Below are 22,546 nucleotides of genomic sequence, written 5' to 3'. Positions count from 1 at the left end.
TGTTCAACTTCCGTCCGGGCGTCTGCGGCAAGCGCCGTTATCCTGCTCACTAGCTCTGCCGCGCCCAAACTGCGTGGCGGGGGCAAACGGCGTATTATGTAATCCGGTGTCCGGAGGCTCACACATCTATGGCGGACAAGAAAGGTTCTAACAGCGAAAAGCTGTTGTATTGCTCGTTTTGCGGCAAGAGCCAGCATGAGGTCAAGAAACTGATTGCTGGCCCGTCGGTATTCATCTGCGATGAATGTATCGATCTATGCAACGAAATCATTCGTGACGAGGCTGCAGGCGCGGGCATCGAGGCGGGCTTGTCCAAGTCCGACCTACCGACTCCGCAGGAAATCCGCGAAATTCTGGACCAGTACGTGATCGGTCAGGAACGTGCGAAGAAAATCCTCGCGGTCGCGGTCTACAACCACTACAAGCGTCTCAAGCATCTCGACAAGAAGGACGAAATCGAGCTGTCGAAGAGCAACATCCTGCTGATCGGCCCGACCGGCTCCGGTAAGACGCTGCTCGCGCAGACGCTCGCGCGCCTTCTGAACGTGCCGTTCGTGATCGCCGACGCGACCACGCTGACGGAAGCCGGCTATGTCGGTGAAGATGTCGAGAACATCATCCAGAAGCTGCTGCAGAATTGTAATTACGAGGTGGACAAGGCCCAGCGCGGCATTGTCTACATCGACGAGATCGACAAGATCAGCCGCAAGTCCGACAACCCGTCCATCACGCGCGACGTGTCGGGCGAGGGCGTGCAGCAGGCTCTGCTGAAGCTGGTCGAAGGCACGATGGCGTCGGTGCCGCCGCAAGGTGGCCGTAAGCATCCGAACCAGGACTTCATCCAGGTCGATACGACCAACATCCTGTTCATCTGCGGCGGCGCGTTCGACGGCCTGGAAAAGGTCATCGTCGACCGTACCGAGAAGACTGGCATCGGTTTTGGCGCCAGCGTGAAGAGCAAGCAGGACCGCGATGCCGGTGAAGTGCTGCGCGAAGTGGAACCGGAAGATCTGATCAAGTTCGGCCTGATTCCAGAACTGATCGGCCGTCTGCCGGTGGTTGCCACGCTCGGCAAGCTCGACGAAGCGGCGCTGATGAAGATTCTCGTCGAACCGAAGAATGCGCTGGTCAAGCAGTATCACAAGCTCTTCAGCATGGAGCGCGTCGAACTGGAAATTCGTCCGGCCGCGCTGCAGGCCGTGGCGCGCAAGGCGATCCGCCGCAAGACCGGGGCGCGGGGCCTGCGTTCGATTCTGGAACAGGCGTTGCTCGACGTGATGTACGACCTTCCGCAAATGAAAGGTGTCAGCAAGGTCATCATCGATGACAACGTTATCGACGGCGACGGCAAACCGCTGCTGATCTACGAAGACGCGCCGAAGGTCGCGGGTTCGAACTGATCGGCTTTCGAGTTCTGCAAAAAAGCCGTTCATGGCGACGTGAACGGCTTTTTCGTTTATCGTGTGGTCAGGCTGGTTGTTCTCAACTATGGAGTCACTGAACCTTCGGAGTCACTGAACTTTTCCCACACGCGGAGGCTTGCAATATTTTCTGCTGGCCTCACCTATCGAACGAACTGATTCCACTCATGGGGAAATGAAATGTCAGGAACCCAACTCCTCCCGCCGGAACGCATTACGCTGCCGCTGCTCCCGCTGCGCGACGTAGTCGTTTTCCCGCACATGGTGATTCCGCTCTTCGTAGGCCGCCCGAAGTCGATCAAGGCTCTCGAAGCAGCGATGGAAGGCGGCAAGCACATCATGCTCGTCGCCCAGAAAACGGCTGCGAAAGATGAGCCGACCGAAAAGGACATGTACGAAGTAGGGTGTATCGCCAACATCCTGCAGATGCTGAAACTGCCCGACGGTACCGTGAAGGTGCTCGTCGAAGGCTTGCAGCGCGCGAAGACGCTTTCCATCGAAGAACAGGAAACGCAGTTCTCGTGCGAAGTCATGCCGCTCGAACCCGACCATGCCGACAGCGCTGAAACCGAAGCGCTGCGTCGCGCGATCGTGTCGCAGTTCGACCAGTATGTGAAGCTGAACAAGAAGATCCCGCCGGAGATCCTGACCTCCTTGTCGGGTATCGACGAAGCCGGGCGTCTCGCGGACACGATTGCCGCGCATCTGCCGCTCAAGCTCGACCAGAAGCAGCACATCCTCGAGATGTTCCCGGTGATCGAGCGGCTCGAGCATCTGCTCGCGCAACTCGAAGCCGAGATCGACATCCTGCAGGTCGAAAAGCGTATCCGTGGGCGCGTGAAGCGTCAGATGGAGAAGAGCCAGCGCGAGTACTACCTGAACGAACAGGTCAAGGCGATCCAGAAGGAACTCGGCGAAGGCGAAGAAGGTGCGGATCTCGAGGAGCTCGAGAAGCGCATCACGGCTGCCCGCATGCCGAAGGAAGCGAAGAAGAAGGCCGACGCCGAGCTGAAGAAGCTCAAGCTGATGTCGCCGATGTCGGCGGAAGCGACGGTCGTGCGCAACTACATCGACACGCTGATCGGCTTGCCGTGGCGCAAGAAGAGCAAGGTCAACAACGACCTGTCGAATGCGGAACGCGTGCTCGACGAAGACCACTTCGGTCTCGAGAAGGTGAAGGAACGCATCCTCGAGTACCTCGCGGTGCAGCAACGTGTCGACAAAGTCAAGGCGCCGATCCTGTGCCTCGTTGGGCCTCCGGGTGTCGGTAAGACTTCGCTCGGCCAGTCGATCGCGCGCGCGACGAACCGCAAGTTCGTGCGCATGGCATTGGGCGGCGTGCGTGACGAAGCCGAGATTCGCGGCCACCGTCGTACGTACATCGGTTCGATGCCGGGCAAGATCCTGCAGAGCCTGACCAAGGTCGGCGTGCGCAATCCGCTCTTCCTGCTCGACGAAGTCGACAAGATGGGCCAGGATTTCCGCGGCGATCCGTCGTCGGCGCTGCTCGAAGTGCTCGATCCGGAACAGAACCATACGTTTGCCGATCACTACGTCGAGGTCGATTTCGATCTGTCGGACGTGATGTTCGTCGCGACGTCGAACTCGCTGAACATTCCGCCGCCACTGCTCGACCGGATGGAAGTGATTCGTCTGTCCGGCTATACGGAAGACGAGAAGGTCAGCATCGCGCAGCGTTATCTGTTGCCGAAGCAGAAGAAGAACAACGGCCTCAAGGATGGCGAGGTCGATGTAACCGAATCCGCGATCCGCGACATCATTCGCTACTACACGCGTGAAGCGGGCGTGCGTTCGCTCGAGCGTGAAGTGTCGAAGATTTGCCGCAAGGTCGTGAAGATGCTTCTGCTGAAGAAGGCGGAAGGCGCGGTGAAGGTCGACGGTAGCAATCTCGACACGTTCCTCGGCGTGCGCAAGTACGACTTCGGTCTGGCCGCAAAGGAAAATCAGGTGGGCCAGGTCACGGGTCTCGCGTGGACGGAAGTGGGCGGCGATCTGCTGACCATCGAAGCCGCAGTGATGCCGGGCAAGGGCAATGTGATCCGCACGGGTTCGCTCGGCGACGTGATGAAGGAATCCGTCGAAGCGGCGCGCTCGGTCGTGCGTTCGCGTTCACGTCGTCTTGGCATCAAGGACGAAGCGTTCGACAAGCAGGATATTCACATCCACGTGCCGGAAGGCGCGACGCCGAAAGATGGTCCTTCGGCTGGTATCGCGATGACGACCGCGCTGGTGTCGGTGTTGACCGGTATTCCGGTGCGCGCCGATGTCGCGATGACGGGCGAAATCACGTTGCGTGGCGAAGTCCTGCCGATCGGTGGCCTGAAGGAGAAACTGCTCGCGGCGCATCGCGGTGGTATCAAGCTGGTGCTGATTCCGGAAGAAAACGTCAAGGACTTGACGGAGATTCCGGACAATGTGAAGAACGCGATCGAAATCGTGCCGGTCCGCTGGATCGACAAGGTGCTCGAACTTGCGCTCGAACGCGTGCCGCAGGCGTTGCCGGAAGAAGAACCGAAGCCTTCGGCGCCGGTTGGTGCCGAGCCGGGCAAGGATGCCGCGACGGACGTCGTCAAGCACTAAGGTCCGAAGCGCATCTGAATGCGCCGGCGTCAAAGCATCCAGCGGCGCTGTTGTTCGCTGAAGCAGAAAACCCGCGGTCAAGGCCGCGGGTTTTTTATTGCCCCCACGACCTTGGCGCGGTGTCGCATCACCAGACTCTCCGCTGCAACATACTGTGATGAAAGCGCCCCTCTAAAATCACCTCGATCAGGCTCAACCCCGGTTGACACAAGGGTTTCGGCCGCTTCTAATGGGGCGGCCTGGCGTTAGCGCCGGCCGCGTGGCGCGAGGTGCTGGAAAGCACTGTCACGATTGCCAATAACCATTCACGGGGGTTTTGAATGAACAAGACGGAATTGATCGATCACATCGCACAGCAAGCCGACATTTCGAAGGCTGCGGCCGGCCGTGCGCTCGATGCAGTCATCGCGGGCGTCAAAAGCACGTTGAAGAAGGGCGGATCGGTCACGCTGGTTGGCTTTGGCACGTTCGCGGTCGGCAAGCGCACGGCGCGCACCGGGCGCAATCCGCGCACGGGCGCCGCGATCAAAATCAAGGCGGCAAAAGTTCCTAAATTTAGGCCTGGCAAAGCGCTGAAGGATGCGCTAAACTAACGGGCTTGCTGCTTGAGGAATTGCTTGACCCGGTTGCATCGTCGATTCATCGGGTGAGCGGCTGCAAGGCAGAAAACACATCAAGCATTGAATCACGAAACGGGTGCTTAGCTCAGTTGGTAGAGCGGCGCCCTTACAAGGCGTAGGTCGGGAGTTCGAGCCTCTCAGCACCCACCAGTTTCAGATTCGGCGGCAGTGTTTTCAATAGCAAGAGCGCAGTAAAAGGAGTGGTAGTTCAGTCGGTTAGAATACCGGCCTGTCACGCCGGGGGTCGCGGGTTCGAGTCCCGTCCACTCCGCCAGTATCCACGAAAGGCGAACTCCGGTTCGCCTTTTTTGTTGCCCGCTGAGGTAAGATCGGGCGTTCTGTTTTTGGCATCCCTCACGCATGCTCGATTTTTTCCGCAATCACCAACGCCTGATGATGTTCATGCTCATCCTCGTCATTTTGCCGGGGTTGGGTTTTGTGGGTATTCAGGGCTTCCGCGGCTTCTTTGACGAAAGCGCAAACGTCGCGAGTGTCAACGGTCACAAGATCACCCGCGTCGAATACGACGACGCGATGCGCCAGCAGATCGACCGGGGGCGTCAGATGCTCGGTGCACAGTTCGACATGAAGTCGTTCGACACACCGGAGCGCCGCCGCCAGATGCTCGACGGCATGATCGAGCAGCGTGTGCTCGCCGACGAAACGCAGCGTCTGCATCTGACCGCATCGGACGAGGCGGTGCGCCGTGCGCTGCTGTCCGATCCGGTGATTTCGTCGCTGAAAAATCCCGACGGTTCGATCGACCTCGAGCGCTACAAGCAGTTGCTCGCGATGCAGGGCATGACGCCCGATCAGTACGACGAGCGCATGCGCTACAACCTCGCGATGCAACAGCTGCCCGCGAGCATCGCGGCGAGCGCGTTCACGTCGAAGACGCTTGCGCAGCACCTGACCGAGCTGGCCCAGCAGCAGCGTGAAGTGCAGGGCATCGCGTTCCATCCGCACGATTACGAAGCGAAGATCCAGCCGACCGATGCGCAACTGCAAACGTATTACGACGCGCATCGCAACGACTTCGCGACGCCCGCTACCGCAACGATCCAGTATCTGGTGATGTCGCCGGCCACGCTGGGCGCATCGGTGCAGCCTAGCGACGCGGACCTGAAGAAATACTACGACGACAACATCGCCCACTTCCGCACCGAAGGTGAAGTCCGCGCGAGCCACATCCTGATCGCGGCACCGAAGGACGCGAGCGCGGCCGACAAGGCCAAGGCGAAGCAGAAAGCCGAGGAGTTGCTCGCGCAGCTCAAGGCGCATCCAGACCAGTTCGCGCAGATCGCGCAGCAGAGCTCGCAGGACCCGGGTTCGGCATCGAAGGGCGGCGATCTCGGTTACTTCGGCCGCGGCATGATCGCGGGCGGCCAGGCGTTCGACGACGCGGTGTTCGCGCTGAAGAAGGACGAAATCAGTGGCATCGTGCAGACGGACTTCGGCTTCCACATCATCAAGGTCACTGATGTAAAGCCGGCGGTCACGAAGTCGTTCGACGAAGTGAAAGACCAGATCACCAGGGAGCTGAAGACGCAACTGGCGAGCAAGGCGTTCACCGACGGCTCGGAAGCCTTCACGTCGCTGGTCTATGAAAAGGCCAAGAGCCTGCAGCCGGCCGCGGACAAGTTCAAGCTGCAGATCCAGACCGCGACGGTCACGCCACAGCCGGATGCGAAGCTGCCGCCCGACAGCCCGCTGAACAATCCGAAGTTCCTCGCAGCCGTATTCGCAAACGACTCGGTATCGGCGCACAACAACACGCAGGCCATCGACGTCGGCAACAACACGCTGATCGCCGCGCGCGTGACGGATTACAAGCCCGCCGCCGTGCCCGCCTTCGACGCGGTGAAGGACGCGGTACGTCAGAAGGTCATCGCCGAGCAGGCGAACGAAGCGGCGCACAAGGACGGCGCTGCGAAGCTGGCCGAGTTCGAGAAATCGAAGGCGACCGCCGGTTTCTCGTCGCCGCTGAAGGTATCGCGCAATGACGCGCAGGGCGTGCCGCCTGCCGCACTGAGCGCGATCTACAAGGTCGATGCGCAAAAGTTGCCGGCCTACGTCGGTGTCGATCTCGGCGATGACGGCTATGCGGTTTATCGCGTGAACCAGATCGTGCCGCCCGCGGCCACCGACGCGCAGCATCTCGCCGTCGCGCAGCAGCAGATTGCGCAGGTGGACGCGCAGTCGCAGGCCGAGGCCTATCTGAAGGCGCTGCGCGAGCGCTCGAAGGTGCAGTTCTACGGCACGCTCGACAACGCCGCGCAGACGGCCGACCAGTAAGCCGCCGCAGTAAGCCGCAGTAAGCATTACCTGCCGGTCAAAAGAAAAGCCCCGCAAATGCGGGGCTTTTTCTATCTACACCCAGGACGACCGTTTCACAGACAGCCGCTGATCGCGCCAGTAGCATTGCTTGCGCCGGCGCCGCCTGCGCGGAAGCCGACCCACGTGCCCTTGCCGCTATACGACGGACGGACCACCGCTGCCGCGCCGTTGGGCGGTTGCTGGCCCGGGACGTAGACGTCCATGGCCTGATCGTTGGCCAGGATACTTTGCGAAACGACCTGCTGTTGTGAGCTATCCGCCCATTTCTGCGCGATGCAGGTTGCGACGGCGCGAGGCGGCTGCTGGCTTTGACCCACCGACTGAACCCCGGCCGGCGGTTGAGCCGCGCAGGCCGAGATGGCAACAGTCAAAGCGATTAACGGTAAGTATTTCAACGTTATCTCCTCAGGAGTCGCTCAAGATTGAGCCGGGTGGTACGGAACGCCCCATGCGCCGAACGGCTCGGCGATCCGTGCTCCCCCAGGTTCCGGAAACAAGTCGTTAGCAGGTGTTTCAGTGCGGCGAACTTGTGCGAAGGAGTGGCTTGACAGCGGGCCACACGTTGTTGAGTAGCAGTGGCTGTGCCTGCTGCGTCGGGTGGATCTGATCGGCCTGGAACATATCCGGATTATCCGCGATGCCGGCGAGCAAAAAAGGCACGAGCGGCAGATGGAATTCCTTCGACAGCTGGCCATAGAGACCGTGGAACTTTTGCGTATAGTCGGGGCCGTAATTGGGCGGCACGTACATGCCGACGAGCACGACCTTCGCGTGGCCTTGCTGCGCCTGTTCGATGATCGTGCGCAGGTTGGCCTCGGTCGTCGAGAGGGGCACGCCGCGCAACGCGTCGTTGGCGCCCAGCTCGACGATCACGATGCTCGGCTTGAGCCGTTCCATCAGCGCGGGCAGACGCGCGCGCCCGCCGCTCGTCGTGTCGCCGCTGATGCTCGCATTGGCGACGCTATAATCGATGCGCTCTTCGGCCAGACGCTGACGCATCAACGCGACCCAGCCCGTATCGCGGGGCAGCCCGTACTCGGCGGAGATGCTGTCGCCGAGCACGACGATCACCGGCTTCGCGGGTTCGGGCGTATTCGCCGCATGAGCCTGCAACGGTAACCAAACCAGCGCGGCGGCCATCATGGTCGCGCCGAATGCCGCAGTCAGCGCCGCGGCGCGAGCGGCGATGGCGCGCACTTTCAACCAACGCTTCACCATGCCAAACAGAACTGATCCAGTCATTGAAGTGCGGGGTTTGTGCAAGAGGGTTAAGGATGCGACGGGCGAACTCACGATTCTCGATGACATCGATCTTGCCATCGATGCCGGCAGCAGCGTCGCGATCGTCGGTGCATCCGGATCGGGCAAGTCTACGCTGCTCGGGCTGCTCGCGGGATTGGACAGCGCGAGCGCGGGCTCGGTTCGGCTGCTCGGCCGCGAACTCGGCGAGCTCGACGAAGACGGGCGCGCCGCATTGCGCAGCGGCGCGGTCGGCTTCGTGTTCCAGTCGTTTCAATTGATGCCGCATCTGACCGCGCTCGAAAACGTCACGTTGCCGCTCGAACTGCAAGGCGGCATCGGCACACGCGAGGCCTCCGCGCGCGCGCGTGAACTGCTCGAACAGGTAGGGCTCGGGCAGCGCACCGGTCATTATCCGAAGCTGCTGTCGGGCGGCGAGCAGCAGCGCGTTGCGCTCGCTCGCGCGTTCGTCACCCGCCCGAAGATCCTGTTTGCCGACGAACCCACCGGCAGCCTCGACGCGGCCACCGGCCACGCGGTCATCGATCTGATGTTCGAGATGAATCGCGCGCACGGCGCGACGCTCGTGCTCGTGACGCATGACATCGAACTCGCGCGGCGTTGCGACACCACGGTGACGATCGAAGCGGGGCGGCTCGCGTAATGGTCTGCCGGATCGCGGGCATGGGCTCACGCACCGCCGCGATCATGTGGCCGTCGAAGCAAAAACAAAGCGGGCCGTAGCCCGCTTTGTTTTTTCCAGGGCGCACTATCGCGCACTTCAAACTTCCACTCAGCGCTTCAATGCAGCCCGCGCCCGCGCGATCAACGCCGACGTCGACGAGTCATGCTTCTTCACGTCGGCACTCGCCGCGCCCAGATCGGCTTCGACCACCTTGCCGAGGATCTTGCCGAGCTCGACGCCCCACTGATCGAACGGGTTGATGTTCCACACCGACGCCTGCACCAGCACCTTGTGTTCGTAAAGCGCGATCAGCGCGCCGAGCGTGCGCGCGCTCAACGCGTCGAGCAGCAGCGTAGCGGTCGGGCGATTACCGGGGAACGTCAGGTGCGGCGCGAGTTCCGGCTTGTCGGGGCCGGCCACCTTCTTCGCTTCATCGAGCGTGCGCCCCAGCATCAGCGCTTCGCTTTGCGCGAAGCAGTTCGCGAGCAACTTCGGATGATGGCTCGCGAGCGGATGCTCGGGCGTCAGCACCGCGATGAAATCGATCGGCACGATCGTCGGGCCCTGGTGCAGCATCTGGAAAAACGCGTGCTGACCGTTCGTGCCGGGCTCGCCCCAGGTGACCGCGGAAGTCGCATAGTCGACGAATGCGCCGTCGAGTCGCGCGGACTTACCGTTGCTCTCCATTTCGAGCTGCTGCAGATACGACGGCAGGAAATGCAGCGCCTGTGAATATGGCGCGACCAGATAGCTCTGCGAGCCGAAGAAGTTGCGATACCAGATGCCGATCATGCCGAGCAGCACCGGCAGGTTCTTCTCGAGCGGCGCGGTGCGAAAGTGCTGGTCCATCTCGTTGGCGCCGGCGAGCAGCTCGTCGAACTGTTGCGGGCCGACCGCGATCATGATCGACAGACCGACGGCCGACCACAGCGAGTACCGTCCGCCGACCCAGTCCCACATCGAGAACACGTTCTCTTTCGCGATGCCGAACTTGACGACTTCGGCCGTATTCGCCGACACGCCGACGAAGTGCTTCGCGAGCGCGCTTTCCGGGCAGCCTTTCTGGATGAAAAAGTCGCGCAGCGAGCGCGCATTCGTCATCGTTTCCAGCGTCGTAAAGGTCTTCGACACGATGATCGCGAGCGTCTCCTCGGGATCGATCTGCTGCATCACGTTGTACAGATCGGCGCCGTCGACGTTCGACACGAAGTGCGTCGAGATCTCGGGCGTCGCCAGATGATGCAGCGCGTGCACGACCATCTTCGGCCCGAGATCCGAGCCGCCGATGCCGATGTTCACGACATGACGAATGCGCTTACCGGTGTAGCCGGTCCACGCGCCGCTGCGAACCTGTTCGGCGAACGCGGCCATTTTCTTGCGCTCGGCCTGCACGTCGGCGAAGAACGGCGCCTTCGGGTCGGTTGCGCGCAATGCCGTGTGAAGCGCGGCGCGGCCTTCGGTCGGGTTGACGACTTCGCCCGCGAACATCGCGTCGCGGCGCTTTTCGACGCCGGCTTCGCGCGCGAGTTGCACGAGCAGTTGCACGGTTTCGTCGGTGATGCGGTGCTTCGAGAAATCGGCCGCGAGACCGCCGCCCGCGAACGTGAAGCGTTCGGCGCGGGTGGGAGCGGGATCGTTCTCGGGGGCGAACCAGTCGCGCAGATGCGCATCGCGAATCGTGTCGTAATGCGTCTGCAGCGAGGACCAGGAGGGGAGCGAGTTCTGGGTCATAGCGTCCGTCTAACCAAGGGGCACGAAGGAAGGCGCGCGCATGAAGCGCGGCCGAGAATGATGCGGCGATTCAGTCAGAGCGATGCCACGCGGGCCGGTTCGCGAGCGGGTGCCGACGATACTTCGCGAAGCGGGTGAACTTCGCGAAAACGCGAGGCGGCGCACGCGCCCGCTGGAGTATCGCCGCGACCCGCAGTCGATCCGACGCGCGGCGCAGGCAATCAGTATAGCGGGGATGCGCGAGGGGCAGCAGTGCGTTGCGCGCGCTCGCAATGATTGGGATGGCGATGTTTCACCGGTCTGAACGGGCGCCGCTAATAAGCCGCGCACGACAGGTCCGTCACGCAGGCGTCGCCGAATAGAACAGCCGGTTCAGCAAGGTACGCACCATCGGTGCCAGCTCGCCGGCCGTCAATCCCGCGGGACCTTGGCCCTGCGCGGTCAGCGTATCGGCGGCGAGACCGTGCAGATAGACGCCCGCGAGCGCCGCCTCGAAGCGTGGCAGGTGCTGCGCGAGCAGCGCGCCGATGATGCCGCCGAGCACGTCGCCGGTGCCGCCCGTCGCGAGCGCGGCGTTGCCGGTTGGGTTCAGCGCGAGGCGACCGTCGGGCGCGGCAATGATCGTGCCGACGCCCTTCAGCACGACGACGCTCGCGAAACGCGCCGCGAGCGCACGGGCGGCCGCGAGACGGTCGCGCTGCACGCTCGCCGCGTCGCCGCCGAGCAGGCGCGCCGCTTCGAGCGGATGCGGCGTCAGGATGCACGGATCGCCTTGCACGCCGCGCGCGGTGAGTTCGGCGGCGAGCGCAGGGTCTTTGGCGATCAGATTCAGCGCGTCGGCATCGAACAGCTTCGGCACGTCGAGTTTCAGCACGTCGTGCAGGACGCGCGTCGCGCGTTCGCCATGCCCCATGCCGCAGCCGACCGCGAGTGCGTCCATCGAATCGAGCGGCAGCGTGTCGATCGGATGCAGCATCAGTTCGGGGTGCGGCGGATCGTAGGGCGGGGCGCCTTCGCCGAGCAGCGCGACATGGACCTTGCCCGCGCCGCTGTAGAGCGCCGCGCGCGCCGCGAGGATCGGCGCGCCGCACATGCCGGTGTCGCCGCCGACCACCGCGAGGCTGCCGAAGGTGCCCTTGTTGGTCGCGAAGTTGCGCGGGGGCATGAACGGGCCGAAGAGGTCGGGGGCGCTGAGCTGGATCGCGGCGCGGGGGGCGCCTGTGGCGGCGTCCGGGCCACCGCCGCCGCCGTTGATCCCTGCGGCGAGCCCGATCGGTGCGACCGTCAGCCGCCCGGTGAGGTCGCGGCCCTGCGCGGTGAAAAGCCCCGGTTTCGCGCCGATGAACGTGATCGTGTGGGTCGCATGGACCGCCGCCGCGCCATTGCCGCCGATCACCGCGCCGGTGTCGCTGTCGAGCCCGCTGGGCACATCGAGCGCGAGCACGGCGCCTTGTGTCGGGCGCGTCTTCGTGCGCTGCGACAGCTGCCGCGCGAGCGTCGCGAAGACGCCGTCGAGCGGCCGCGCGAGACCGATGCCGAACATGCCGTCGACGAGCCAGCCATAGCCGTCGAGCGAGGCGGGCGGCGCCGCGTCGATCGGCACGCCGGCGGCGCGTGCGGCGTCGAGTGCCCAGCGCGCGTCGGCGGGCTTCACTTCGACCGGCATGCAGACTTCGACGGCGATGCCGGCCTTGTGCAGTTCCGTCGCGACGACCAGCGCGTCGCCGCCGTTGTTGCCTGGACCGGCGACCAGCCATGCGCGCTGCTGCGATTTCGTCACCGACGTGTCAGCGGCGATCCGTTCGAGCAGCCAGCGCGCGGCCGCGTGACCGGCTCGCGCCATCAGCGTGTGCTCGGGCAGGGCCGCGGCGGCCTGGGACTCGGCGATCCGCAAGTCGGTCAGCGTCAGCAGCGGCAGCGCAAGCGGCTGCGGGTCGCTGAGTGGGGTGGTTAGCGGATCGAAAAGGGTGAGCAGCGAGTTTTCGGCGTCTGTCATGGCGAAACCTGGCGGTGCGCCCGCGGCGCGGCGGGCAGACTGGGGAATCGCTATGGTAGTGCCGATAGGCGCACGGCGTGCGGCTGTTTCGGTGCTGGCGGTGGGAGGGGCGCGATGAACGCGCGGTGTCGACAGCGGGCTGTCAGCCCGCCATCCCCGCGCGGAAGAGCGCGAAACCTTACTGGAACCGCTCCGGCCGCAACGCCGCGAGCGTGTCTGGCGGCAACGTCGGTGTCTGCCCCGACATCAGCTCCGCAACGAGCTTGCCCGCGCCGCAGGCGAGACCCCAGCCCGCGGGCCCATGCCCGACGTTGACGAAAAGCCGCGGATGCAGCGCGTTGCCGATCACCGGCAAGCCGTCCGGCGACAGCACTTTCACGCCTTCCCACGGCAGTGCCGCCGAAATGCGTGCGGCGCCCGGAATCCAGTCGTGCGTCGCCTGGCCGAGCATCGCGAGCGCCTCCTTGGTCAGCGCTTCGCCGAGCGGCTTGTCGATCTGGCTGGCGCTTTGCAGCACCGCGCCGCCCGCGATCCGCAACCGATGGTTCATGCGGCTGATGCCGATGCGCTTGACCGCATCGACGATCGCGACATGCGGCGCGCATTCCTCGTGCGCGATCGGCGCGACCAGCGAATGCAGCCGCAGCGGATGCAGCGGCAGCTTGAGTCCCGCGCGGTCGAGCAGCGCGAGGCTGCCATAACCGGCTGCGACCACAACCGCGTCGGCCTGGACCACGTCGATTTCGCGCGAGCGGGGCGCGCTGTCGCGCGGCGCCAGTTCGACCGCCGCACGTTGATTTTCGAGCCGGATGCCCGTCACCTCGCAATTAGGCATGAACTGCACGCCGCCCTGCGTATCGAGCACCTGTTTGACGAGCTTGGTGAAAAGCGGACAGTTCGCGGTGCGCTCGTGCTCGAACAGCACGCCGCCGGCGAATTCGGGATCTATGGGCACCGCATGCTCGAACGCCGCGCATTCGGCCGGGCTCATCACGTGATGCGGCACCTCGAATTGGCCCAGCAGATCGAGCGCAGCGGCGCTCAGCTCCCATTCGTGCGCGCTGCGCACGAGGTACAAGAGACCGCTCGCCTGTTCGAATTCGAGGCCGAAGCGGGCTTCGATGTCGGCCATCGCCTCGCGCGACGATTCGATCAGCGGCCGCAACAGCGCGTACTGGCGAGCGAACGCCGCGGGTTCCTGCCATGCTCCGAGCTGTTTGCTGAACTGCCGCGCGGCGCCGTTGAAGCCGGTCTTGCTGATCACGCCATTTTTCGCGTTGTAGCGGCTCGCCATGAAGGTCGGGCCGAACCAGACGTCGAGCGGCGTCGGCAGCACGGTGCCGCCTTGTCCGTAAGTGGCGCCTTGGGCGACGGTCGCGTGACGCTCGACGACGCATACCCGGTGGCCGGCCGCGCGCAGCTGATAAGCGGTGGCGACGCCCGCTACCCCGCCGCCAATGACGATGACATCCATGCTCTGATTCGATGTGCCGACGGGCGGCTCGCGCGCGTTCCCGCTGGCTGTGACATGCGGCGCGCCGCCGGGTGAAGCCCGGGCCGCATGCGCCGATCTGGTGAAACGCGAATGATAGCAGTCAAAGCACCCGCGCGGCGACGTGACGGGCACTCCGGCGGCGCCTCGCGCGGGCAAACGCGGCCCGCCGGCGCCACACCCCGGAGCCCGCTGGAAGCTTGTTCCCGGGGTATAATCTCGGACTTCCTTTCCGCCTCACGTCGCCTGCATGCGCGGCTCTCCGGCATCAATGAGCGACGCAACGTCAAGTCCCATGGCCCACTTCTCGTGTTTCCCCGGCGCTTCGGCCCTTTCCGATTTCCGTCAAACCCGCCTGCTCGAAACGCTCACGCGCATCGACCCGAATATCACCGGCGTGCGCGGGCAGTATCTGCACTTCGTCAATGCCCAGACCGAACTGTCCGCTGAAGACAGCGCGAAGATCGAGGCGCTGATGCACTACGGCGATCCATTCGAAGAAGGCAAGGAACGTGGTGCGGTCGAGACCTTCCTCGTGGTGCCGCGCTTCGGCACCGTGTCGCCGTGGGCCAGTAAGGCAACCGACATCGCGCATCATTGCGGTCTCACGCAGGTGCGCCGCATCGAGCGCGGCGTCGAATACTCGGTGACGCTGAAAAGCGGGCTGCTCGGCGGCAAGAAGACGCTGTCCGACGAGGCGCGCGCGGCCGTCGCCGCCGCGCTGCACGACCGCATGACCGAGAGCGTCGCACCGTCGCGCGACCACGCGCTGCATCTGTTCGACGAACTGCCGGCCAAGCCGCTGCAAACGGTCGACGTGCTCGCGAGCGGCCGCGCCGCGCTCGAAACCGCCAATGTGGAACTGGGCCTTGCGCTCGCCGACGACGAAATCGACTACCTGGTCGACGCATTCACGAAACTCGAGCGCAATCCGACCGACGTCGAACTGATGATGTTCGCGCAGGCCAACAGCGAGCACTGCCGCCACAAGATCTTCAACGCGGACTGGACGATCGACGGCGAGAAGCAGGACATGTCGCTGTTCAACATGATCCGCAACACCGAGAAGCTGAACCCGCAGGGCACCATCGTCGCGTATTCGGATAACTCGGCGATCATGGTCGGCGGCATGGCCGAGCGCTGGTTCCCGCGCACGCCAGCCGAACTCGGCGCGGGCGAATTGCCCGAGCACTACGGTCGCAGCGTCGAGCTTACGCACACGCTGATGAAGGTCGAAACGCACAATCATCCGACCGCGATCTCGCCGTTCCCGGGCGCCGCGACCGGCGCGGGCGGCGAAATCCGCGACGAAGGCGCGACCGGCCGCGGCGCGCGTCCGAAGGCGGGTCTCACGGGCTTCACAGTATCGAACCTCGAACTGCCGGACGGCGTCGAGGCGTGGGAAAACGCGCGCGACTCCGCACAGCCGCTCGCGCAGCGCAATCCCGCCGACCAGCACGAAGCGTACGGCCGCCCGGACCGCATCGCGTCGCCGTTGCAGATCATGATCGACGGCCCGCTCGGCGGCGCCGCGTTCAACAACGAATTCGGCCGGCCGAACCTCGGCGGCTACTTCCGCACCTACGAGCAGAATGTCGCGGGCCTCGTGCGCGGCTATCACAAGCCGATCATGATCGCGGGCGGTATCGGCAATATCTCCGACCAGCACACGCACAAGCACGATCTGCCGGAAGGCTCGCTGCTGATCCAGATCGGCGGTCCCGGCATGCGCATCGGCATGGGCGGCGGCGCCGCGAGCTCGATGGCGACCGGCACCAACACCGCTGAACTCGACTTCGACTCGGTGCAGCGCGGCAACCCGGAAATCGAGCGGCGCGCGCAGGAAGTGATCAACGCGTGCTGGCAGCTCGGCGAGAAGAACCCGATCCTCAGCATTCACGACGTCGGCGCTGGCGGTCTGTCGAACGCGTTCCCCGAAGTGGTGGACGGTGCGGGTAAGGGCGCACGGTTCGAACTGCGCAAGATCCAGCTCGAAGAAAGCGGCCTGTCGCCGCGCGAAATCTGGTCGAACGAAGCGCAGGAGCGCTACGTGCTCGCGATCGCGCCGGCCGATCTGCCGGTGTTCGAGGCGATGTGCAAGCGCGAGCGCTGCCCGTTCGCGGTGATCGGCACGGCCACCGCCGAGCGTCAGCTGAAACTGATCGATTCAGAGCAGAACGAAGCCGCGCACCAGCCGGTCGATATGCCGATGGAAGTGCTGCTCGGCAAGCCGCCGCGTATGCACCGCGACGTGAAGCGCGTCGAGCGCGCGCTCGAACCGGTCGACGTGACCGGGCTCGCGCTGCAAGAGGTGGCGCAGAGCGTGCTGCGTCATCCGACGGTCGCGAGCAAGTCGTTCCTGATCACGATCGGCGACCGCTCGGTCGGCGGCACGACCGCGCGCGACCAGATGGTCGGCCCGTGGCAGGTGCCGGTGGCCGACGTCGCGATCACGACGCTGGATTACGCGGGCTTCAGCGGCGAAGCGATGACGATGTCCGAGCGCACGCCGCTCGCCGTCATCAACGCGCCGGCCTCGGGCCGCATGGCGGTCGGCGAGGCGATTACCAACATCGCGGCCGCGCCGATCGCGTCGCTCGACAAGCTGAAGCTGTCGGCCAACTGGATGGCCGCGTGCGGTGCGCCGGGAGAAGACGCGGCGCTCTACGACACGGTCAAGGCGATCGGCATGGAGCTGTGCCCGGCGCTCGGTATCGGCATTCCGGTCGGCAAGGATTCGCTGTCGATGCGCACGCGCTGGGAAGACCGCGGCGTCGCGAAGGAAGTGGTCGCGCCGGTGTCGCTGATCATCTCCGCATTCGCTCCGGTCGAAGACGTGCGCCGCCATCTGACGCCGCAACTGCGGCGCGTGAGCGAAGTCGGCGAGTCGGTGCTGATCGCGATCGACCTCGGTCGCGGCAAGCAGCGTCTGGGCGGCAGCATCCTTGCACAGGTCACGCAGCAGGTCGGCGACACGGTGCCGGACGTCGACGATCCGGAAGATCTGAAGCGCTTCTTCAACGCGATCCAGGCGCTCAATAGCGGCGGCAAACTGCTCGCATACCACGACCGCTCGGACGGCGGCCTGTGGGCGACGGTCTGCGAAATGGCGTTCGCGGGTCACGCGGGTGTGTCGCTGAACGTCGACATGCTGATACTCGATGCAAACCACGAATCGGATTACGGCGACGCGAAGGACTGGGCGAAGCAGACCAGCGGTCGCCGCGAAGACCGCACGCTGCGCGCGCTGTTCAACGAAGAGCTCGGCGCCGTCGTGCAGGTGCGCGCGGCCGATCGCGACGCGGTGCTCGCCGCGCTGCGCGACCATGGCCTGTCGGCGTGCTCGCACGTGATCGGCAAGACCAACGAGCGCGACGTGATCGAGATCTATCGCGACGCGAAGAAGGTCTACGAAGCCCCGCGTGCCGAACTGCATCGCACGTGGAGCGAAGTGAGCTGGCGCATCGCCCGTCTGCGCGACAACCCCGCTTGCGCCGACGCCGAATACGATTCGCTGCTCGACGCGGCCGACCCGGGCATCACGCCGGTGCTGAGCTTCGATCCGGCGGAAGACGTCGCCGCGCCGTTCGTCGGCAAGGGCGTGCGTCCCCGCGTCGCGATCCTGCGCGAGCAGGGCGTGAATTCGCATCTGGAGACGGCCTATGCATTCGATCGCGCCGGCTTCGACGCGCACGACGTGCACATGAGCGACCTGCTCGCCGGCCGCGCGAACCTCGCCGATTTCGCGGGCGCGGTCGCCTGCGGCGGTTTCTCGTACGGCGACACGCTGGGTGCCGGCGAAGGCTGGGCGAAGACGATCCGCTTCAACGCGCAACTGGCCGACATGTTCGCCGCGTTCTTCGGTCGTGAAGACACGTTCGCGCTCGGCATCTGCAACGGCTGCCAGATGATGAGCAGCCTCGCGTCGATGATCCCCGGCGCCGAAGCATGGCCGAAGTTCACGCGCAACAAGTCGGAGAAGTTCGAGGCGCGTTTCTCGCTCGTCGAGGTGCAGGCATCGCCGTCGCTGTTCTTTGCGGGCATGGAAGGCTCGCGCATTCCGGTCGCCGTCGCGCACGGCGAAGGCTTCGCGGACTTCTCGCAGCAGGGTGACAAGTCGAAGGTCGCGGTCGCGATGCGCTACGTCGATCACCGTGGTCAGGCGACCGAGCAGTATCCGTTCAACCCGAACGGTTCGCCCGAGGGCATCACGTCCGTCACGACGGCCGATGGCCGCTTCACGGTGCTGATGCCGCACATGGAGCGCGTGCATCGCGCGGTGCAGATGAGCTGGCATCCGCAGGGCTGGGGCGAGATCGGCACGGACGCGAGCCCGTGGCTGCGTGTGTTCCAGAACGCGCGTCGCTGGCTCGGCTGATGGTTCAGGGGGCTGCCGCCCGTGTGCGGCGGCCTCTGTTTGCGGCAGCAGTACGTTGACGCCCCGCAAGTCTCACAGCAACAAAAAAGCCGCCCATGGGCGGCTTTTTTGCGTTCCGGCTTCTTCAGAGCCAGGAGGCGGCGGACTGTCCAAAGACGATCTGCGCGCCGCTGACACTCACTGAATCTTCGCATTCTTGCGCAGATTCTCTTCGAACGCCTGCAGCTTTTCCTGCTGGATCTGCTGCACGATCTGCGCACGCACCTGCTCGAGCGGCGGCGGCGTGACGGCGCGGATGTCGTCGACACGGATGATGTGCCAGCCGAATTGCGTACGCACCGGAGTGTCGGTCATCTGGCCTTTCTGCAGATGGGCGGCCGCGTCCGCGAACTCAGGCACGTAGGCCTTCGGGTCCGACCAGTCGAGGTCGCCGCCGTTCTTGCCCGATCCCGGGTCTTTCGAGTACTGCTTGGCGAGATCTTCGAAGCTTGCGCCGGCCTTGATCTTCGCGATCAGGTCCTTCGCCTGCTGCTCGTTGTCGACGAGGATATGGTGCAGGTGATATTCCTTGCCGCCTGCTTCCTTGACGAGCGCGTTGTAGCGCGCGGTGACTTCGGCGTCGCTCGGCTGGTTGTTCTTCACGAAATCTTCGATCAGCCCGCGCAACACGACGGTTTGCTGTGCGACCGCGATTTGCGCCTTGATGTCCGGACGGTTCGGCAGCCCGCGACGCAGGGCTTCCTGCATCAGGATTTCGCGATTCACGAGCTCTTCGCGCACCGCCTGCTGCAGCTGCGGCGTGTCCTGCTGGCCCTGGTGAACCAGTTGCTGGATCAACGCATCGGCGCGCGACTTCGGAATCGGCGTACCGTTCACGACGGCGATGTTCTGTGCGAATGCAGGTGCGGCCGCGAACGCAGCCAGCAATACCCAGAGTCGGGTTTTCTTCAAGGTCATCGAAAGGTTCCTAGCGGGGCAACAAAGCAAATTCTTCGGGCGTGTACGCCGTGATGGCAAGGGCATGAATGCCGCGCTGCATGGCATCGGCCAGCGCATCATACACCATGCGATGCCGCGCCACGCGGGGCTTGCCGGCAAACGCGACGGCCACGATCGTGACACTGAAATGCCCGCCGGCGGCGGCACCTGCGTGGCCCGCGTGCTGCGCGCTGTCGTCGGTGATGCGGATCGACTCGACGGGTGCGAGCGCGGCCGTGAGGCGCGCCTCGATCAGCGCGGCGCGCTCGGCGGTGGTGGCGTGCATGAACAGGTCGCTCATGTCATTCCTCCTTCATGTACTTCGACAGCCACAGGCTCTGTCCGACGATGAACACGAGCAGGCACCCGGTCGCGCCGAACAGTTTGAAATTGACCCACTGATCGGTCGTGTAGTGATACGCGACGAACAGGTTCAGAAGACCGAGCAGCACGAAAAACACCGCCCAGATCAGGTTCAGCTTGCCCCAGATCGCGTGCGGCAGCGTGATCTGCTTGCCCATCATCGCTTCGATCAGGTTCTTGTTGAAGCCGAGCTGCGACAGGATCAGCGCGACCGAAAACGCCCAGTACAGCACAGTCGGCTTCCATTTGATGAAGGTGTCGTTGTGCAGTACGAGCGTCGCACCGCCGAATACCACGACGACGCCGAGGCTCACCCACAGCATCGGGTCGACCTTGCGGTGGCGGAACGCCACCCACGCGATCTGCACCAGCGTGGCGACGATCGCCACTGCCGTCGCCGTGAAAATGCCCCAGATCTTGAAGGCGACGAAGAACAGGATGATCGGGAACAGATCGAACAGGAATTTCATTATCTGGTCGGGAAGTCGGAGAGTGAGTCGAACGGTGAGTCGAACATTGATGCCCGCCAGCCTGGCGTGCATGGTGCGCGGTGCCCGCCAACGAGCGGGGGTACCGCATTGAAAGGGCGCCGCGCGCGGTTTCGCGCCCCGGCGCCCGAAGCGGGCAAGGCTGCTGCCGCGCCGCGTTACTTGGGCTCGAATTGTAACGCAGCCGAATTGATGCAGTAGCGCAGACCGGTCGGCGCCGGACCGTCCTCGAACACGTGGCCCAGATGCGCACCGCAGTTCTTGCACTGCACCTCGATGCGCAGCATGCCGTGCGAGCGGTCGGTCTTCTCGGCGATCACCTCGCCGTTGATCGGCCGGAAATAGCTCGGCCAGCCGCAGCCGGCGTCGAACTTGGTGTCCGATTCGAACAGCGGCGTGCCGCAGCACACGCAGTCGTAGACGCCGCGTTCCCAGTGATCGTTGTAGCGGCCCGTGAACGGGCGCTCGGTGGCCGCGTGTCGGGTCACCTGGTATTCGATGTCGGACAGCTCCTTGCGCCACTCGGCGTCGCTTTTCTGGACGGCTGGGGCGTCATGCTTGAGATCGTCGGGGTTGCTCATGGTCGGGTTCCTGTCTCGGGTTTGTACCGGTGTTTTCTGGCGGGACGTCCGTGGCGATTCAACTGCAAAGGCGCGTCATGACGAACAGCTCACTTCCAGTGAGCTTGCCCAGTCGGGCGGCAGGCCCGCATACGACGCGTATTCTGGCTGCTCGTCGAACGGACGACGCAGCACGGCCGCGAGCCGTTCTACCTCGGAGAAATCCTTCTCCCTCGCACGCTGGATCGCCGTTTCCGCCAGATGGTTGCGAAGTACGAATTTGGGGTTTACACGATTCATTGCAATGGCGCGCGCAGCGTCGTCGCGTGACTCAACGGCCAGCCGCGCGCGGTAGTCGTTCGCCCATGCGTCGAAGGCGGCGCGATCGAGGAACAGGTCGCGTACCGGCGCATCGCCGCTCGCATCGTGTTTCGACAGGCGCGCGAGGTTGCGGAACGTCAGCGTGAAATCGGCGCGGTTCGTGTGCATCGCTTCGAACAGCCGGTTCACCAGCGCGTCGTCGCCGTCTCGCGGCTGTTCGAGGCCGAGCTTCGCGCGCATGCGGTTTTCGAGCCCCGGCGCGAAGCGCTCCTTGAAGCCCGCGAGCACGTGCTGCGCTTCTTCGACCGCCTTGTCGGCGCGCACGCTTTCGTCGTGCTTCTCGCCGAACAACGGCAGCAGTCCCTGCGCGAGGCAGAAGAGGTTCCAGTACGCGATTTGCGGCTGCAGCCGGTAGGCATAACGCCCCTGCGTATCGGAGTGATTGCAGATGTGGCCGGCATCGAAGCCATCCATGAAACCGAACGGGCCGTAGTCGATCGTCAGGCCCAGAATCGACATGTTGTCGGTATTCATCACTCCGTGACAGAAACCGACCGCCTGCCAGTCGACCATCAGATCGGCGGTGGACCGTACCGCTTCGGCGAGCAGCGCCAGATACGGATCGTCGGCGTCCTTGCAATGCGGATAGAAGCGTTCGATGACGTGATCGGCCAGCGCGCGCAACGCGTTGACGCGATCGTTCGCATAGAAATGCTCGAAGTGGCCGAAGCGCACGAAGCTAGGCGCGACGCGCGTGACCACCGCGGCGGTTTCGATCGTCTCGCGCCGCACCGGCTGGTCGGAGCCGATCACGCACAACGCGCGCGTGGTCGGAATGCCGAGATGATGCATCGCCTCGGAGCACAGATATTCGCGGATCGACGAGCGCAGCACCGCGCGGCCGTCGCCCATGCGCGAATAAGGCGTGCGGCCCGCGCCTTTGAGCTGCAGTTCATTGCGCTCGCCGTCGTGTTCGAGCTCGCCCAGCGTGAGCGCGCGGCCGTCGCCGAGCTGGCCGGCCCACACGCCGAACTGATGCCCCGAGTACACCGACGCGTAAGGCAGTGCGTCGGCCGGCCAGTCGCGCGTCGCATTGCCGCAGAACAGCTCGAGGAAGCCCGGCTCGCGTTCGATGCCCTCGGGCATCCCGAGCCGCGCGGCGGTCTCGGCCGAGAAGCCGACGAGGTAGGGTGCGTCGAGCGGCGCGGCGGGCAGCCGCGTGAAGAAGGTGCCGCCGAGCCGCGCGAACGCGTTGGCAGGGGGAGTGGCGAGTGTGTTGGAAAGATCCGTCAATGCTGCGGATAAGCCTGCAAAGCTTGGGGAAAACGACATGTTG

Annotated in this window: 16 protein-coding genes and 2 tRNA genes; 8 read left to right on the top strand and 10 right to left on the bottom strand. The window is 64.4% G+C overall.

The genetic code is table 11. The features are described from left to right. Positions 1–128: 128 nt before the first annotated feature. From clpX to G5S42_RS21250, 6 genes are all read left to right on the top strand, one after another. Entirely contained in the window at positions 129–1,400 is a 1,272-nt protein-coding gene (gene clpX / locus G5S42_RS21275) for an ATP-dependent Clp protease ATP-binding subunit ClpX (protein ID WP_013089402.1), read from the top strand. Between the two features lie 201 nt (positions 1,401–1,601). Next, a complete protein-coding gene (gene lon, locus G5S42_RS21270) occupies positions 1,602–4,022 on the top strand; it encodes an endopeptidase La (protein ID WP_018432018.1) in 2,421 nt (806 codons plus the stop codon). 320 nt (positions 4,023–4,342) lie between these two features. After that, entirely contained in the window at positions 4,343–4,615 is a 273-nt protein-coding gene (locus G5S42_RS21265) for an HU family DNA-binding protein (protein ID WP_008923411.1), read from the top strand. Positions 4,616–4,716: 101 nt separating this feature from the next. Beyond that, positions 4,717–4,792: transfer RNA gene (locus tag G5S42_RS21260), tRNA-Val, on the top strand. A gap of 47 nt (positions 4,793–4,839) precedes the next feature. Then, positions 4,840–4,916: transfer RNA gene (locus tag G5S42_RS21255), tRNA-Asp, on the top strand. Between the two features lie 86 nt (positions 4,917–5,002). Beyond that, entirely contained in the window at positions 5,003–6,937 is a 1,935-nt protein-coding gene (locus G5S42_RS21250; RefSeq protein ID WP_176108602.1) for a SurA N-terminal domain-containing protein, read from the top strand. A gap of 95 nt (positions 6,938–7,032) precedes the next feature. Here G5S42_RS21250 and G5S42_RS21245 read toward each other — a convergent pair whose 3' ends face one another. Both G5S42_RS21245 and G5S42_RS21240 read right to left on the bottom strand, forming a co-directional pair. Then, on the bottom strand, positions 7,033–7,374 hold the full coding sequence (locus tag G5S42_RS21245) for a hypothetical protein (RefSeq protein ID WP_176108601.1): 342 nt from the start codon (positions 7,372–7,374) through the stop codon (positions 7,033–7,035). A gap of 118 nt (positions 7,375–7,492) precedes the next feature. Then, positions 7,493–8,197 carry an arylesterase gene (locus G5S42_RS21240; RefSeq protein WP_176108600.1) on the bottom strand — a complete coding sequence of 235 codons (705 nt, stop codon included), beginning with the start codon at positions 8,195–8,197 and terminating at the stop codon, positions 7,493–7,495. Between G5S42_RS21240 and G5S42_RS21235 the strand changes: the two genes are divergently transcribed. Then, positions 8,196–8,882 carry an ABC transporter ATP-binding protein gene (locus tag G5S42_RS21235; RefSeq protein ID WP_176108599.1) on the top strand — a complete coding sequence of 229 codons (687 nt, stop codon included), beginning with the start codon at positions 8,196–8,198 and terminating at the stop codon, positions 8,880–8,882. The genes G5S42_RS21240 and G5S42_RS21235 overlap by 2 nt on opposite strands. Positions 8,883–9,011: 129 nt before the next feature. Here G5S42_RS21235 and pgi read toward each other — a convergent pair whose 3' ends face one another. The 3 genes from pgi to G5S42_RS21220 all read right to left on the bottom strand — a co-directional run bounded on the left by pgi (position 9,012) and on the right by G5S42_RS21220 (position 14,104). Beyond that, on the bottom strand, positions 9,012–10,634 hold the full coding sequence (gene pgi, locus G5S42_RS21230; protein ID WP_176108598.1) for a glucose-6-phosphate isomerase: 1,623 nt from the start codon (positions 10,632–10,634) through the stop codon (positions 9,012–9,014). A gap of 340 nt (positions 10,635–10,974) precedes the next feature. Next, positions 10,975–12,630 carry an NAD(P)H-hydrate dehydratase gene (locus G5S42_RS21225; RefSeq protein WP_176108597.1) on the bottom strand — a complete coding sequence of 552 codons (1,656 nt, stop codon included), beginning with the start codon at positions 12,628–12,630 and terminating at the stop codon, positions 10,975–10,977. Between the two features lie 178 nt (positions 12,631–12,808). Next, positions 12,809–14,104, bottom strand: coding sequence for an FAD-dependent oxidoreductase (locus tag G5S42_RS21220; RefSeq protein ID WP_176108596.1), 1,296 nt, complete (start codon positions 14,102–14,104; stop codon positions 12,809–12,811). A gap of 313 nt (positions 14,105–14,417) precedes the next feature. On the opposite strand from G5S42_RS21220, the gene purL reads away from it, so the two are divergent. After that, a complete protein-coding gene (purL, locus tag G5S42_RS21215; RefSeq protein ID WP_176108595.1) occupies positions 14,418–18,500 on the top strand; it encodes a phosphoribosylformylglycinamidine synthase in 4,083 nt (1,360 codons plus the stop codon). Between the two features lie 177 nt (positions 18,501–18,677). Here the strand turns inward: purL and G5S42_RS21210 are convergent, their stop codons facing one another. The 5 genes from G5S42_RS21210 to G5S42_RS21190 form a co-directional block, all read right to left on the bottom strand. Continuing rightward, a complete protein-coding gene (locus tag G5S42_RS21210) occupies positions 18,678–19,457 on the bottom strand; it encodes a peptidylprolyl isomerase (RefSeq protein ID WP_176108594.1) in 780 nt (259 codons plus the stop codon). A gap of 10 nt (positions 19,458–19,467) precedes the next feature. Further along, positions 19,468–19,779 carry a BolA family protein gene (locus G5S42_RS21205; RefSeq protein WP_008919166.1) on the bottom strand — a complete coding sequence of 104 codons (312 nt, stop codon included), beginning with the start codon at positions 19,777–19,779 and terminating at the stop codon, positions 19,468–19,470. A gap of 1 nt (position 19,780) precedes the next feature. Continuing rightward, positions 19,781–20,311, bottom strand: a complete 531-nt coding sequence (locus tag G5S42_RS21200) for a septation protein A (RefSeq protein WP_176108593.1) — start codon at positions 20,309–20,311, stop codon at positions 19,781–19,783. A gap of 176 nt (positions 20,312–20,487) precedes the next feature. Beyond that, the gene (gene msrB / locus G5S42_RS21195) at positions 20,488–20,910 is read right to left on the bottom strand and encodes a peptide-methionine (R)-S-oxide reductase MsrB (RefSeq protein ID WP_013089415.1); all 423 of its coding nucleotides are present in this window, start codon (positions 20,908–20,910) and stop codon (positions 20,488–20,490) included. Between the two features lie 75 nt (positions 20,911–20,985). Beyond that, positions 20,986–22,542, bottom strand: coding sequence for a protein adenylyltransferase SelO (locus G5S42_RS21190; RefSeq protein WP_176108592.1), 1,557 nt, complete (start codon positions 22,540–22,542; stop codon positions 20,986–20,988). Positions 22,543–22,546 lie beyond the last annotated feature (4 nt).

It is taken from the genome of Paraburkholderia youngii, from assembly GCF_013366925.1.
Lineage (GTDB): Bacteria > Pseudomonadota > Gammaproteobacteria > Burkholderiales > Burkholderiaceae > Paraburkholderia > Paraburkholderia youngii.
Note: the sequence above shows the minus strand (reverse complement) of the source record. Positions and strands in the feature narration are given on the sequence as shown.

Bases quoted from the DNA above. Each gene is read 5' to 3' on its own strand.
- G5S42_RS21220 (WP_176108596.1), bottom strand. From the start codon at position 14,104: ATGGATGTCATCGTCATTGGCGGCGGGGTAGCGGGCGTCGCCACCGCT.
- G5S42_RS21250 (WP_176108602.1), top strand. From the start codon at position 5,003: ATGCTCGATTTTTTCCGCAATCACCAACGCCTGATGATGTTCATGCTC.
- G5S42_RS21265 (WP_008923411.1), top strand. From the start codon at position 4,343: ATGAACAAGACGGAATTGATCGATCACATCGCACAGCAAGCCGACATT.
- clpX (WP_013089402.1), top strand. From the start codon at position 129: ATGGCGGACAAGAAAGGTTCTAACAGCGAAAAGCTGTTGTATTGCTCG.
- G5S42_RS21210 (WP_176108594.1), bottom strand. From the start codon at position 19,457: ATGACCTTGAAGAAAACCCGACTCTGGGTATTGCTGGCTGCGTTCGCG.
- pgi (WP_176108598.1), bottom strand. From the start codon at position 10,634: ATGACCCAGAACTCGCTCCCCTCCTGGTCCTCGCTGCAGACGCATTAC.
- lon (WP_018432018.1), top strand. From the start codon at position 1,602: ATGTCAGGAACCCAACTCCTCCCGCCGGAACGCATTACGCTGCCGCTG.
- G5S42_RS21240 (WP_176108600.1), bottom strand. From the start codon at position 8,197: ATGGTGAAGCGTTGGTTGAAAGTGCGCGCCATCGCCGCTCGCGCCGCG.
- G5S42_RS21190 (WP_176108592.1), bottom strand. From the start codon at position 22,542: ATGTCGTTTTCCCCAAGCTTTGCAGGCTTATCCGCAGCATTGACGGAT.
- G5S42_RS21205 (WP_008919166.1), bottom strand. From the start codon at position 19,779: ATGAGCGACCTGTTCATGCACGCCACCACCGCCGAGCGCGCCGCGCTG.
- G5S42_RS21200 (WP_176108593.1), bottom strand. From the start codon at position 20,311: ATGAAATTCCTGTTCGATCTGTTCCCGATCATCCTGTTCTTCGTCGCC.
- G5S42_RS21235 (WP_176108599.1), top strand. From the start codon at position 8,196: ATGCCAAACAGAACTGATCCAGTCATTGAAGTGCGGGGTTTGTGCAAG.
- G5S42_RS21225 (WP_176108597.1), bottom strand. From the start codon at position 12,630: ATGACAGACGCCGAAAACTCGCTGCTCACCCTTTTCGATCCGCTAACC.
- purL (WP_176108595.1), top strand. From the start codon at position 14,418: ATGGCCCACTTCTCGTGTTTCCCCGGCGCTTCGGCCCTTTCCGATTTC.
- msrB (WP_013089415.1), bottom strand. From the start codon at position 20,910: ATGAGCAACCCCGACGATCTCAAGCATGACGCCCCAGCCGTCCAGAAA.